General features: G+C 58.2%; 9 protein-coding genes. 5 read left to right on the top strand and 4 right to left on the bottom strand.

Annotation, left to right across the window (positions count from 1 at the left end; translation table 11 throughout):
- Window positions 1-308: 308 nt before the first annotated feature.
- A complete protein-coding gene (locus K227x_RS13070) occupies window positions 309-1694 on the top strand; it encodes an outer membrane protein assembly factor BamB family protein (protein WP_145170033.1) in 1386 nt (461 codons plus the stop codon).
- A gap of 341 nt (window positions 1695-2035) precedes the next feature.
- The gene (locus tag K227x_RS13065; protein ID WP_145170031.1) at window positions 2036-5251 is read left to right on the top strand and encodes a cadherin domain-containing protein; all 3216 of its coding nucleotides are present in this window, start codon (window positions 2036-2038) and stop codon (window positions 5249-5251) included.
- 12 nt (window positions 5252-5263) lie between these two features.
- Here the strand turns inward: K227x_RS13065 and K227x_RS13060 are convergent, their stop codons facing one another.
- Window positions 5264-6415, bottom strand: a complete 1152-nt coding sequence (locus K227x_RS13060; protein WP_218933978.1) for a GNAT family N-acetyltransferase — start codon at window positions 6413-6415, stop codon at window positions 5264-5266.
- Window positions 6416-6745: 330 nt separating this feature from the next.
- On the opposite strand from K227x_RS13060, the gene K227x_RS13055 reads away from it, so the two are divergent.
- Window positions 6746-8143: an outer membrane protein assembly factor BamB family protein gene (locus K227x_RS13055; protein WP_246146774.1), complete on the top strand. Its 1398-nt coding sequence runs from the start codon at window positions 6746-6748 to the stop codon at window positions 8141-8143.
- Between the two features lie 1053 nt (window positions 8144-9196).
- Here the strand turns inward: K227x_RS13055 and K227x_RS13050 are convergent.
- From K227x_RS13050 to K227x_RS13040, 3 genes are read right to left on the bottom strand one after another with little or no spacing between them, the layout of a single operon-like run.
- Window positions 9197-9478, bottom strand: a complete 282-nt coding sequence (locus K227x_RS13050; protein WP_218933977.1) for a DUF167 domain-containing protein — start codon at window positions 9476-9478, stop codon at window positions 9197-9199.
- The gene (locus tag K227x_RS13045; RefSeq protein ID WP_145170027.1) at window positions 9465-10178 is read right to left on the bottom strand and encodes a YggS family pyridoxal phosphate-dependent enzyme; all 714 of its coding nucleotides are present in this window, start codon (window positions 10176-10178) and stop codon (window positions 9465-9467) included. Before K227x_RS13045 ends, K227x_RS13050 begins: the two co-directional genes overlap by 14 nt.
- Window positions 10179-10181: 3 nt before the next feature.
- Entirely contained in the window at window positions 10182-12047 is a 1866-nt protein-coding gene (locus K227x_RS13040; protein WP_145170025.1) for a hypothetical protein, read from the bottom strand.
- Window positions 12048-12614: 567 nt separating this feature from the next.
- On the opposite strand from K227x_RS13040, the gene K227x_RS13035 reads away from it, so the two are divergent.
- Window positions 12615-13589: a YdjY domain-containing protein gene (locus K227x_RS13035; RefSeq protein ID WP_145170023.1), complete on the top strand. Its 975-nt coding sequence runs from the start codon at window positions 12615-12617 to the stop codon at window positions 13587-13589.
- 192 nt (window positions 13590-13781) lie between these two features.
- Window positions 13782-13964 (top strand): hypothetical protein, encoded by a 183-nt coding sequence (locus tag K227x_RS13030; RefSeq protein WP_218933976.1) that lies wholly within the window; start codon window positions 13782-13784, stop codon window positions 13962-13964.
- Window positions 13965-14051: the final 87 nt, after the last annotated feature.

The raw sequence follows: 14051 nt of genomic DNA, 5'->3' as shown, positions 1-14051 counted from the left end.
CGTCCATTGCCAATTTGCGAAAAGCAGCTGGTATCGCCGCAACTTTGGCGCTCAGCCGGGGTTCAACGTCCGACCAGCCCTCTTTCGCCAGCGGGCCGCGACATGGATGATAAAGGTAGGATAACCGCTCTTTGCCCTCGGGATTGCTGTTTGCTGCGATCGGGTGACTAGAAGGGCAATCGTCCGCTCCGTCGGGTCCAGCCCGAAACGACGCTGGTCGCTCGCTCTTGCATTTGGCAGCATCGAACGACGAGATCAAACCAGTCGCCAAAAAGTACTTTTCTGTCAACGCACCAGGACGCACTGTGATGAAGTTGCTGCTATCGATCGCCGGAACACTCTTATTCTCCGCAAGCTTGCTGGCCAACGACAACCAGGCAGGTTGGCCACAGTGGCGTGGCCCCGACGGTTCGGGTGTCGCGGTGGATGCGGATCCGCCGACGGTTTGGAGCGAGAACGAAAACATCCATTGGAAGATCGACGTACCCGGCGTTGGCAGCAGTACCCCGATCATTTTGGGGGATCGCGTGTATGTCGCGACCGCCTTCAAGACGGACCGAGTTGCTGAAAATGCGGTCGATAACGCGGGATCCAGCGATGCAGCGGCTGGCGATTCCCAACGACGTGGATCCGAACCATCCGGACGCCGGCGTGGTGGCGGACGCGGTGGGTCTGGCCGGGGCGGATCAGCACCGGCGAACTATTACGATTTTATGGTCATCGCCTACGACCGTGAAACCGGCAGTGAAGTCTGGCGCAGTACGTTGACATCCCAGGTGCCACACGAATCGGGGCACAGCACCAATACGTTCGCATCATCGTCGCCGATCACTGATGGACAGCAGCTGTACATTTCGTTTGGATCGCGCGGCGTCTATTGCATGGATCTAGATGGCAACAAGCAATGGTCGAAAGATCTAGGACGAATGGAGACGCGAAACCAATTCGGCGAAGGCAGTTCACCAGCCGTCCACAACGGAGTCATGGTCGTCCCGTTTGATCACGAAGGGCAATCGTTCATCGTTGCTCTGGATACAAAGTCCGGCAACGAAATTTGGCGACAACCACGCGACGAACAAACCACCTGGGCGACCCCGCTGATCACCGATTGGGACGGTCGATCGCAAGTGGTCACCAACGGCAGCAATCGTGTTCGCAGCTATGACCTGGAAACCGGAAAGATCATTTGGCAGTGCGGTGGCCAAGCGGGAAACCCGATCCCGACCCCAGTTCGTTTCGAAGACAACGTCATCGTCATGACCGGGTACCGTGGATACGCCATCTACTCCATCCCACTGGATTCGACCGGCGACATCACCGACACCGACAAAGTCACTTGGTACGAAGAAGACGCCGCACCGTACGTCTCGTCACCGGTTCTGTATCAGGGGCAACTCTACTTCCTGAAATCCAATAACGGGGTGTTGCTGTCGCGTGACGCGAAAACCGGTGATTTACTAATCGACCAAACCCGTCTGCCCGACATCAAGTCGGTCTACGCTTCGCCGGTCGCCGCCGCTGACCGTATCTATCTGACCGGACGCGAAGGCACGACGTTGGTGATCAAGCACGGAAAAACCTTCGAAGTGATCGCGACCAACACTCTCGACGATGAAATTGACGCCTCGGCAGCCATCGTTGGCGGACAAATCTTCTTACGCAGCAAGACGCATCTCTACTGCATCTCGAAGTAGCAGACCGCCTGTGCAAATCCTGTGACGCGGCACGCGTCGGACCAGGAGAAGAAGATCGAGCCGCACGGTGCAATTGGCACGCGTAATCGGCCCTGTCGCATGGGCCAGATGCGATCGTCTGGCCGCGATCGAGACGCGCATCCGAGTGTCCGGGGGCCGGCGGGCACACCAGCGACATCGCGATTTGCCGTTCTCGATCGTCACCGCAACACAGGCCTTGGACGGCCGGTTAGAATTGTTCCACGGCTACGGCATCGCGGGACACCTTCGTTTTCGTCGTTTTGAATCAGTTTTGAATCAACTGCGTGCTGGCCATCGATCCGATCGCTACAGGTACGAGCATGAAAACCCGACGTCTGCCAAAGTCTTTTCGCAGCGGGCCGTCGCGGCGTTTAGGTTTCCAAGCCCTAGAGAGTCGCCAACTTTTAGCTGCCCATATCAGTGAACTATTGGTAAGTCCACTTTTCGGCGACAACGACAAGGCGCAGATGGTCGAGCTTCGCGGCGAGCCAAGCACCACGCTCCCCGAAGGCACCTATTTCGTGACTGCCTACGAACGCGGTTTGGATGTTGGCGTGGTCCACGGGATCTTTGATCTGTCTGGACAGTCGTTTGGCGAAAACGGCTATCTGGTCCTACTGCAACAGGACAGTCCGCATTCGGTGGAAGCTGGCGCAACCGTCCTGCGATCCACCGAAGAAGGTTTCGGTGGCTTACCAGGCGACATCTACTCGGATTCACACTCGCTCTCTGAACGCATCGATTTCATCATCGGTGCCAACGCGTATCTGTTGATCCAAACCGACATTGCCCCTCAACTCGAAATGGACATCGATGCCGACGACGACGGCGTGATTGACCCTTTGGTAGCGAGCGCTTGGGATATCCAGGATTCCATTTCTCTGCATCCCTTTGTCGGCGGCGGCGACATCGCCTATGGCAACATTGTTTTCGCGGAAGACGGCCCGTCGCCAGCCGAGGTCAACGTTCCTGATGGCGTCGCATTCGTCCGCACGGAAGGGTTTGGCTACGCCGGTCGCGTCGGCGAGTCAGTCGGCAGTGACCCCAGCGACTGGGTCGTGGGGACCGTTCAAGACGAAAACCGAACCCTGGTCGGGGCTGATCCGCAATGGGCATTGGTGGACAACCTGTTTGGCACTCCCAGCCAGTATCCATTCTCGGGCCGTGACCTGGATCACGTCGGCGGCCCCAACTTCGTCGGCGGCGTCAAGGGAAATGTCTTTGACAGTGTCACCAACATGCCACTTGCAGATGCAACGGTATTCGCCGACACCAACGACAATGGAATTCGTGACACGTTGACGTTTCGCGTCGATCCCGACGATGTGGTCGATCCGCAAAATCCGCCGGTCAGCATCGTTGGGCGTCTGGACTATCCGCTGCTGAACGCATTCCCCGGTGTAACGGTCACGAACTTTGCGCTAAGTTCCTTCGCCGCTCACGCAGTCAGTTCGGAAGCCGAGGACGATTTCCCACAGACTCTAGAGAACCGCATCTTTGCCAAAGGCGGGATCGACTGGTTTACCCAAAGCGGTTCGTTAAGATTCGATTTCTATGAACCCGTCAGTTCAGCGTCCATCGTTGCGATCGGCAGCGACAACACGTTGTCCAAGGTCTATGGCAAGTTAGAAGCCTACACGGCGTCCGGCGAACTGATCGATTCCGACGTCAGCGGACTGTTAGTGGACAGCGGACGCCAAAGAATCTCGGTTTCGTCATCGGTGGAAAACATTGCCTACGTGATGGCGTTTGCCGACGAACAGATCAACGACGAGGAAGGCGATCCGTGGACTCGTTTTGACGATTTGATTTACACTCAATCAGAACCATTCGCGATCACCGACCAGAACGGCAACTACGAACTCGACCACCTGTTCCCCAACGACTATCGGCTGCATGTCGAGGATGGCAGTTTTTCGGGTGAAGGAACCACGATCGCAGTCAATCGGTACGAAAACTACAAGCAAGATTTCGTTCGCGGGCCCAACGCCGCCCCGGTGATCAGCGCCGGTTCGTTCACGCTAAGCGAAACGGCAATCGGTGGCACCGACGTGGGCACCGTTTCCGCAGTGGACCCCGAGGAAGACGACGTTTCTTATCGATTCGGCGCCGATGGTCCCGACGAATTCCAGATCGATGCCCAGACGGGTGAAATCACCACGACCGAGAATGCCGAATTCGACTTCGAAACACAGTCCGTATTTGAATTGGAAGTGATCGCCAGCGATCCATCGAATGCCGAATCCACCGCGATCTTTATCGTTCGCATTACCGACACCAACGAATCCCCCGTGATCGCGAACCAAACGTTCCACGTCACCGAGAACGTCGCAATCAATTCATCGATTGGAACTGTCGCTGCATCCGATCCGGATCAAGGGCAAAGCCTGACCTACCAGCTTGTCGGCGGCAGTGGCGTCCGATTCTTTTCGATCCAACCGACCACGGGTGAAATCAAGTTAACCGCAGCCATTGACTATGAATCGCGTGAACGATTCACGTTGGAAGTGGAAGTCAGCGACGATGGTCAGCCACCCCTGACACAGATGGCGACCGTTCAAATCGAAGTGGATGACGAAAACGAATCGCCCACCATCCAGCCGGGTCAGTTTTCAATCACCGAATCCGCCTCGGGCGGATCGATTGTGGGAACCGTGATCGCGTCGGATCCAGATGCCGGTCAAACATTGACCTATGCGATCACAAGCGGAAACGATGCCGGTCACTTCGACATCGATCCGCAAAGCGGACAGATTACGTTGGCCGAAAACGCCGCCCTGGATCATGAAATCAATGATTCATTCACCTTGGTGATTTCGGTCACCGACAACGGTTCGCCAAGCTCCACCACGTCGGCGGATTTTGCAATCCAGATCGATGACGAAAACGAGGCACCGATTTTCACCAGTGGCGTGACGAACGTCGAGGGCACCACGGGATCGGCGTTTTCGATGGTGCTGCCCGACGGATTGGTGGTCGATCCAGACGGCGGTCCAGCATGGGACATCGGGGCAACCTTTGCCGGCGGTGATCTGCCCGCTTGGATGACGTTTGATCCGGTTTCGATGACGATCGTGGGCGTTCCGACAACGATCATCGTGGGTGAAATTGAGATCCAATTGACCGTCACCGATCATGACGACCAGTCGCTGACATCATCCCTGTTCTTCACGATCACCATCGAATCGAGCGCAACGCCGCTGCACAATACCGTGAACGCGTTTGACGTCAACGGTGATGACAGAATCAGCGCCAACGACGCGTTGCGGATCATCAACTACTTGGCCCGTCAAAGTCCCGGTACGGCGGTGGACCCCGACGTCCGAATCGCCGCATTCTTTGATGTATCCGGCGATAACCTGGTCAGCGCTTTGGATGCATTGCAGGTGATCAATCAGATGTCTCGCATCTCTGGCGAAAGCGAATCGGCAACCGAGTCAAGCGTGGCGGTCGATCGAATTGCCGCGTCGATCCACGACCACGATGACCATGATCGTGCGATGATCGAATACTTGCAAAACCCACGTTTGTTCTAGGTCGAACGATCGTTAGGGTGTCAGTACCGGGGCGGGCCCGCACACCGAAGTGGGGTCCAGCACAGCGATGACTGGGCGACCACTTTGTCGTCGGGCCCACTGTTTCAATTCGAAACCAGTCCACCATGCGGCATGGCGAAGTCGCGGCAATAATGTCGGCGCCGCAACACGCACTCGCAACAAACAATGCGATTCGGTTGCATAGCGTGATTTGTAAGTTTCGTCGCCACGCATGAAATCGATTCCTTTCCAGCCACGACGATACATTTCTTGGATGCCGTCGATGCACATCAATCGTCCCGGTTCCAAGTCCGCGTAGACGATGTCATAGCCAGCGCTATAGCAATACAGCACACCATTGCGGCCGATGAACTTCAGTTCGCCGGCGATCGGTGTTCCCTCGTGTTCGATCACGGCCAGGTAAAGCTGATCGCGACTTAGAAAATCTTCGCTGGTGGCGTGGATGAAGTCACAGAACGCTGGATTAGCAAAGCTGCCGGCTTCACCGACCGAATTCCAACGGCGCTGGTGCATATCGATGACCACCCCTAGAAGGTGTTTGGTTTCCTCGGGCGTGCCTGCGACCACTTTGTTCATTCCCGCCAAGCGATCCGACCAACGACGCATCTGTCGCCGCTGAGTCTTTCCGTGGCGTTTGAGGTGTTCATCCCAGCATTGATCCGCAGGTCGGTACCAAACACTCATCCGACTTTGGGCGTGAAGCGACGCCCCGCCCTCTTTCAGTCCGGACATCAACGCCGCGATCGCGATATCGCCTTCGACGATGCCGTCGATATCCAGCATTTCCCAGCCCTGATCTGGATCGCTGGCCGTGGCCGCAAGGTGGCGTCCCATGGCATGGCCCACGGCGACTGCGTCGTCGGATTCGGCCAGCACCGAAACATGATCCGTACAAGCTTCCCCATCACCGATCATCGACAAGACGCCGGCCGCATGGGACTGGTACATCGGCAACAGTCCTCGGACGGTCCCCGCGGAATCGCGAGCGACCAACAGGTGAGCACGCCGGCCCTGCCCCATCAGACGCCACCAAGGCCCTAGCCATGATGTTTCGCGGAACGGGACGCCTTGGGACAAACGGTTCCACTGCTCAGGGTTGGCAAGAAACCCTTCAAGATCGTCCGTCGTTTCGATGGTGAACATAGAAGATTCGCGAGCTTTTGGTTGGCAACGTTGGGATTCGACTGGAATTCTGGTTCGACCGTGCCACGCATGCCCCCGCGCCATTGCCGAATGTCAGTCAAAAAGACTACGACGCGCCCGGACAGGATCACGCGGGAAGTCACCATTCCCATTACAATGCACCGCATGCCGGTGGCAGCCCGCTGGCGCATCTTGCGCAGCCCGCACAACCGGCCAACCAGAGTCCCCGATGTCCAGTCCCCGATGTCCAGTCCCCGAAGTCCAGTCCCCGACATCCCGTCACCACAGTCAACCACCCCGTCGCCCCCTCCTGGTACGAAGTCGACCGCCATGCCCACCCAATCGCCGCTACGGCATTTCATTCCAAAGCTGCTGCCATCTGTCCAAACCGCGGTTGCCCACGCAGTTCCAGGTAGCGACCGTCTGGCCCGTCGTCCATTGACCATCGCATGGGCGGTCATGGTGACCGGATTCGCAGCCAGTATTTGCGGTTCCGGGACGTCCGTCGCATGGGGCGACGCACCATCGTCGTGGAACCGTTTCCACGGCACCGATGGTCATGGTTACAGCACCGATGGAAACATCCCTTCGACTTGGACGGATTCCGACTATACGTGGCGACGCAACTTGGGATCGCGTGACGTGTCATCGCCGATCGTGCAGGGTGACAGCATCTACATGTTGGTTTCCCATCCGAAGCAACAAAAGATTGCCGTCGAGTCGTTGGATTTGGCAACCGGCAAACCCCGCTGGTCCGAATCGTTCGACCAAATCCCACACCACCTTCACCAACGAAACACATTGGCATCCAGCACGCCGGTCGCGGACGAAGATTTTGTCTTCGCCGCATGGGCCGATGCCGACCACACGATGCTGAAGTGCTTCGACCACGATGGCGCCGAAGTCTGGTCACGTGACTTTGGCGCTTGGCAATCGCAACATGGTTTCGGTACATCCCCAGCCATCATCGGCGACATGGTAGTGCTGTTCAATTCGCAACAAGGCGAACAGCTTCAACCTGGCCAGCGACCGGGCAGCAGCCGCATGATCGCCGTCGACCGCCGAACCGGCGCGACGCGTTGGGAAACGCCATTGACCACAACCCGGACCTGCTATGGCGTGCCAGCGACCTTCCAACAAGATGCCAAGCCAACACAGATCATCGCAACCAACACCGGCAACGGTATGTTTGGGATCGATCCGAGCAACGGCAAAATGACTTGGTCGATCCCCGTGATGGAACAACGTTCGTGCATGACACCGATCATTGTCGGTGACATCGCGTTGGGATCCAGTGGCAGCGGCGGTGGCGGAAACAACCAATTGGTTGCCGTTCGTATCCCCACCACCCCGGGCGCCCAACCACAAGAACTGTATCGGATTCGACGCAACGCACCGTACGTCCCGACCCCAGTGGTCAAAGACAGTCGATTGTTCACCGTCGATGACCGCGGAATCGCTCAATGCTTGCAGGTTGAAACCGGCGAAGTGCTTTGGACTAAGCGAATCGGCGGCAACTACGGTGCGTCCCCCATCATCGTCGGTGACAAAATGCTGATGATTAGCCTAGACGGGAAGGCGACGTTGATTCAGGCCGCCGACGAGTTCAAAAAGTTGGGCGAAGTCGATCTGAGCGGGCCGGTGGGCGCGACCCCGGCGTATGTCGGCGGCAAACTGCTGATCCGAGTCGATAACGAACTGCGATGTTTGGGCGGCAAGACTCTCTAGCGGCCCGTTGGCCATGCGGCAGAACGGCGGCGGGCGTGCGGGTCGCTTCGTTTAACCGCTCGGGCAACGCCCAGCACGCCGGTGCGGCTGCAACGCGAGGCCCGATGGGCACGCGGCAAAACGGCGGTGGGTGTGCGTGCTGGTTCGTTTAATCGCTTGGGCAACGCCCAGCGCGCCGGTGCGGGTGAAACGCGCGGCCCGATGGGCACGCGGTTAAACGATAGTGGGTGTGCGCGCTGGATCGTTTAACCGCTCGGGCAACGCCCAGCGCGCTGGTGCAGCTGAAACGCGCGGCCCGATGGGCACGCGGTTAAACGATGGTGGGTGTGCGCGCTGGATCGTTTAACCGCTTGGGCAACGCCCAGCGCGCTGGTGCGGCTGAAACGCGCGGCCCGATGGGCACGCGGTTATACGACGGAGGGTGTGCGCGCTCGGTTCGTTTAACCGCTTGGGCAACGCCCAGCGCGCTGGTGCAGTTGAAACGCGCGGCCCGATGGGCACGCGGTTAAACGACGGTGGATGCGTGCGCTGGTTCGTTTAACCGCTTAGGCAACGCCCAGCGCGCCGGTGCAGTTGAAACACGCGGCCCGATGGGCACGCGGTTAAACGACGGTGGGTGTGCGCGCTGGATCGTTTAACCGCTCGGGCAACGCCCAGCGCGCTGGTGCGGCTGAAACGCGCGGCCCGATGGGCACGCGGTTAAACGATGGTGGGTGTGCGTGCTGGTTCGTTTAACCGCTTGGGCAACGCCCAGCGCGCCGGTGCAGCTGAAACGCGCGGCCCGATGGGCACGCGGTTAAACGACGGTGGGTGTGCGAGCTGGTTCGTTTAACCGCTTGGGCAACGCCCAGCGCGCTAGTGCGGTTGCAACGCGCGGTCCGATGGGCACGCGGTTAAACGATGACGGGTGTACGCGCTGGTTCGTTTAACCGCTTGGGCAACGCCCAGCGCGCTGGTGCGGCTGAAACGCGCGGCCCGATGGGCACGCGGTTAAACGATGGGGAAGGTCGCTGGATGGGAGGACTTACTACCGCCGGTGGATGCGTCTCTCGCCTACTCGGCCATCAACTGGTCGATTGTTTTTTGCAGGTTTGCCGGCGGATCGCTGACTTCGAATAGCTTGCGGCGATTGGTTTGACCTCGGATCAATTCGACCTGAGATGGCCGGACGCCCAACGACTTTGCCAGCAGTTTTGCGATCGCCTTGTTCGCTTTGCCTTTGTCGGCAACGGCGGTCACCGAGACTCGCAGCGCACCGTCATGCGATCCACCCACGTGGTTGCGCCGGGCGGAAGCTGTTGCGTGCACTTCGATCCGCAAACTAGCCAATGTCAACGACGCCTTCGTACAAACGCGACCCGATTCGAACCATGGTCGCCCCTTCGGCGATCGCCTCGACAAAGTCCCCGCTCATTCCCATCGACAGGTGTGGCAGCGACAGATCGAATTCCGCCGCGAGCTGATCGCGAAACTGGCGAGCACTGGCAAACTGAGCCTGGGCGGCTTTCGAATCGGTGCCCCATCCGGCCATCGCCATGATGCCCACGACCTTGATCCCAGCACTGGGAAGATCGCCGATGACCGATCGAATTTGGTCCGGCGTCATTCCCGTCTTCGCATCCTCGCCACTGATGTTCACTTCCAACATCACGTGCGATTCCAGCGATAAGTTGGCAGACTCGTCCGCCACACTTTTCAGCAACCGCGGGCTGTCGATGGAGTGAATCAGCGGCCGGTAACGAAGCGTCCGGCGAACCTTGTTCCGCTGCAAGTGACCGATCACGTGCCAGCGCACCGAATCATCGAGAGCCAATTCGTCGGCTTTCTGCCAGAGCAGTTGGGGACGGTTTTCGCCTAGATTTTGGCATCCGGCATCGACCAGCCATCCGGTGACCTGTGCGTCCACGTACTTCGTCACGCCGATCACGACCGTATCGCCGACCGGACGGCCAGCATCTTCGGTCGCTTGCCGAACCTCATCGACGACGCGATTCCAGTTCTCTGCAAGCTGCTGTGCCGGGGTCCTATTCGTCACCGTTCACTCCTGGCCCGAGTCATCATCCGAAGGCTCACTGTCATCGACAGTCACCAACGCATCATGGTCGCCGTAAGTCATGTCGATGCGTGAAGCAAAGAAGTCGGCGATCAGGTGTTTTCCTAGGATGCTGCGCGTCTTCGGTTCGCCAAGCGTCCGGTACACCATCCACTGCTCGGACCCCACCTGGATTCGATAGCCAGCCGCTTCGTCTTTGCGGCAAACACGCAAATTGTCGACCACCGTCAATGGACGCCATGTGCGTTTGCGTTTGAAACGACGCTGGGAACAATCCATCCACAACGGACAATACAGACGCCCCTTGCCTTCGGCGGTAAACACCAACGAGTTGTCTTCCGACGTGGTCAACGTCGCCGACGTCGGCCCGACTCGCCACTCATTGGCGGCCAGGGGAACGATCATGGCGCGTCGCTTCCCGTCGGCCAAGAAGATTTCGCGAGTCTCCGGTTCTGGATCTGGCGAAATGCCATCTGCGATGGGAAGCCGCCCCCAATACTTGATCCGTCGTCCTTGGTTCGCCATCAAATCTTCGTCGAACGACACACCGTCACCGGACGACGGGTCTTGCACGATGGCATCCGCGAAAAGCAAGGTGCGATCTTCACGAACCAGCATCAATTGCCGCTGCAACAGCAAACCACCAGTCCAAGGTTGTTCCAGTTCTAGGTAGTGAACGTCGTCATCGGTGTACTCACAAACCTCGGACCAATTGCCGCAAGCATGCTGCTGCTCGCCGTCGACTTCGATCATGGTTTGCCATTGGCCACTGATCAATTTGGCGCGACCGGCAAACATTTCAATCGCGACATTTTCGCCAGAGTAGTCCACGTGGGTGCGTCCCTTTCGGACGTCCCATTCGGGCAGCATGACAGCGATCTTGGCATCCGCATCGTGCCACATGGTTTCAGGCAGCGAAACTTCCCACGCCAATCGGCCGCCGGTTTGGGTCTTCCCGGTCGCAGCATCGAAGGCGGGCTTGAGCGATTCGGGATCAACTGCGATCGCGCGATCAAGCAGACCGTGGCCAGCCAGATCATCTACCAATTCTTTGCCGCCGACTTGGCTGAATGCCGATCCGCCATCACGCGTGGTCAGTGCGGCAATCCATGTCGACAACAAGTCCGCCGTCTTGACGTAGTTTTTCTTTGGCTTCTGTTTCGTGGTTGCCTGAATCAAGTCACCACAGCGGAACAGCGACGCCAACACCATCCGAGCATGGACGGCGCCTTCGACCGCATCAGCAACCGCTTGGTCATACTGGTCGCACCAATCGTTAACAGCCGTCAAGGATTTCTGCTGCAGCAACCGACAAGACGGAACATCGGACAAACGCCATGCAAGGGTCAGGCCGAGTTCACCAGCAACGATCAAGTGAGTTGCCGAGCAGGGTTGATTGCGAGTCAGCACGGCATCGTGAAATTCACGCAACGCCGTCATCAATCGGAAACTAAGATCCGATTCCAGTTGGCTGCACAATGCGGGCAGTGCAGCAGCCCACACAACGGCCTGGCAAGCCAAGGGGGTATCGCTTGTCGACGTCGACTCGATCGCTTCGATGAACAATTCAGCCTCGACGGGCAAATCGTCGACCGCGAACTTCGCCGGCACCGATGCTTCGCACGCCAGACGACTGAGAGTCTGCAACAGCGGGCCACATCCCTCGCCTGTCGCGACCGCGACACCCCAGCGATAGGCTGCACCATCTTTAGCTGATTTGGCAAAGACCGATTCGGCGGCCGAGGATGGGGCGCCGGCAGTGATCTTCTGTCGAAACGCATCCCAATGTTCTGGTGAATCCGACTGAGCTGAATCAGCCAACGGTGAACCGGCCACCGATTCGGATTTCACCGTCGCGGGCTTCCGCTTTGCCTTGGCTTTCGCCTTGGACCGTTTCTTCGCGTCGGAGTCACGTTTCGGTGGCAAAGGCTGGGATGATGAATCCGGGATCTCAGAAGAGTCGATCGACATTAATGAACCAGACAAACATGATGTGCGAAAAGTTGGCTTCCGGTTCGTTTTGAACACCGAGCCCTACCACCTAAAGCCATAAAAACATCTCGAACGCAATTCAACCGGCCAGTCGACTCGGCAACCTTCGCCGAATCTTCTCGGTTCTGCGGGCGATGCAGTGCATACGCTGCAGGGGCGTTCCGATCACAATGGACACGCCTATCCCCGATCCGTGAGCCACGGATCGCCGGTCCCTTTGCCTGGATTATCGTTCGCATGATCGGAGGATAACATAGCTGTTAATCTAGGCAACGCCACCGGATTACGGGTCCTGTTTGGTCCTCGCCCGCCCCAGAACGTATGATCGGTAGACAAGCGTGTTGGGCTGCGAGACGCCTGCGAACCCGCCTGCCAGCCAGACGATCACGATCCGTCACTGAAAACGCCCCTCTTGGAAAACGAACCTTGAACGCTCACGAATTTGCAGCCGTCCTGAAGATCCCTGTTCTAACGGCCTGGGCGCTGGCATTTTCGATGAGTGGCCCCTCCGGCAACGCGGCCTGGGGCCAAGACACCGCCGGTGGCAGCGGGACCGCGGCTACGGATTCCGAATCAGAGGACGCCAGCAGCAAGCAATCGCCCCCCCCGACGCTGCGAACGCTGCCTTCGATCAGCGACCCGTTGACCGAAGAAGAACAGAAGTCGCCGCTGGACGAATACGTTGGCCCCGATGAAATCGCCGCAAAAGCGTTCGCCCCGCCCCCCGGTGCAAAGTCGCTGAGTTCACGAAATCTTTGGGTCGACCGCAAAGCGTCTCGCGTCTACATCGACGGCTATGTCGCGATGAACGATGGGCCTCTGGAAATGTTTGCCTGCCCAACCGGCACCAAAGAACACGAATCCGTCGTCGCAACAATCGCTCATTCAGCCGAAGTGCATGCCGCCCTGTTGGCTGTCGGCGCCATGCCAGGCACCACCGTGCGATTCTTGCCCCGATATGTTCCAGCGACGGGTCAGCGAATCCGCGTTTGGGTTTGCTACCGTGACAAACAAAACCAATTCAAGGTCGTCGACGCCAGAAATTGGATTCGCAAAACCGGCACCAACGACACGATGTCGGTCGATTGGGTGTTTGCAGGCAGCGGGATGTGGAAAGACCCGTCCAGCGGCCGGGAATATTACCGGGCCGACTCCGGCGACATGATCTGTGTATCCAACTTTGCGACCGCGATGATGGACGTCCCCGTTGCCAGCAGCGCAGAAGCAAGCGAACTGGAGTACTCGCCGCTGACCAAGGCGATCCCCGAGCGGGGAACCCCCGTACGTCTGGTTCTGATGCCGATCCCGCTGCCAACGGACGAAAACAATGGCAAAACGGAGGAAGTTGCCAAGCCGACCGAGGACATCCTGCCGGCCAACGAAGCGGCTAAGAAAAAGTAGCTCTTGGTGCTGCAACCAATCCCAGCCGCCCCCAAGTTCGACTCGACGTTTGCGGGCCCGACGACCCACTGGGACCATTCCCGGAGATCATTGATGCGAGATGACTGCAGACAATCGAATGGATCGAAAACAGACCGATCAAAGGCTGTTGGCTGCTGAGAGCACGGAGTCGAAGGTGCTGGTATTCGAAACTTGAACAAGTTCAAGTTCAAGTTCGAGTTCGAGTTCGAGTTCGAGTTCGAGTTTGAGTTTGAGTTCGAGTTCGAGTTTGAGTTCGAGTTCGAGTTCGAGTTCGAGTTCGAGTTCGAGTTCAAGTTCGAGTTCGAGTTCGAGTTCGAGTTCGAGTTTTTTTTGGGGGGGCCAACGGGAGCGTGAAAACCGAATCTTGCTTCGGTGGGGCTGGCCGTTGGCTGGGGCCTAATCTTTGGCTAACGACGGGGGTACATCGCTCGTCATCTGCGA

It is taken from the genome of Rubripirellula lacrimiformis (assembly GCF_007741535.1).
In the GTDB taxonomy this organism is placed as follows: Bacteria; Planctomycetota; Planctomycetia; order Pirellulales; family Pirellulaceae; genus Rubripirellula; species Rubripirellula lacrimiformis.
The sequence above is the reverse complement of the archived record's forward strand: the minus strand, read 5'-3'. Positions and strand labels throughout refer to the sequence as shown.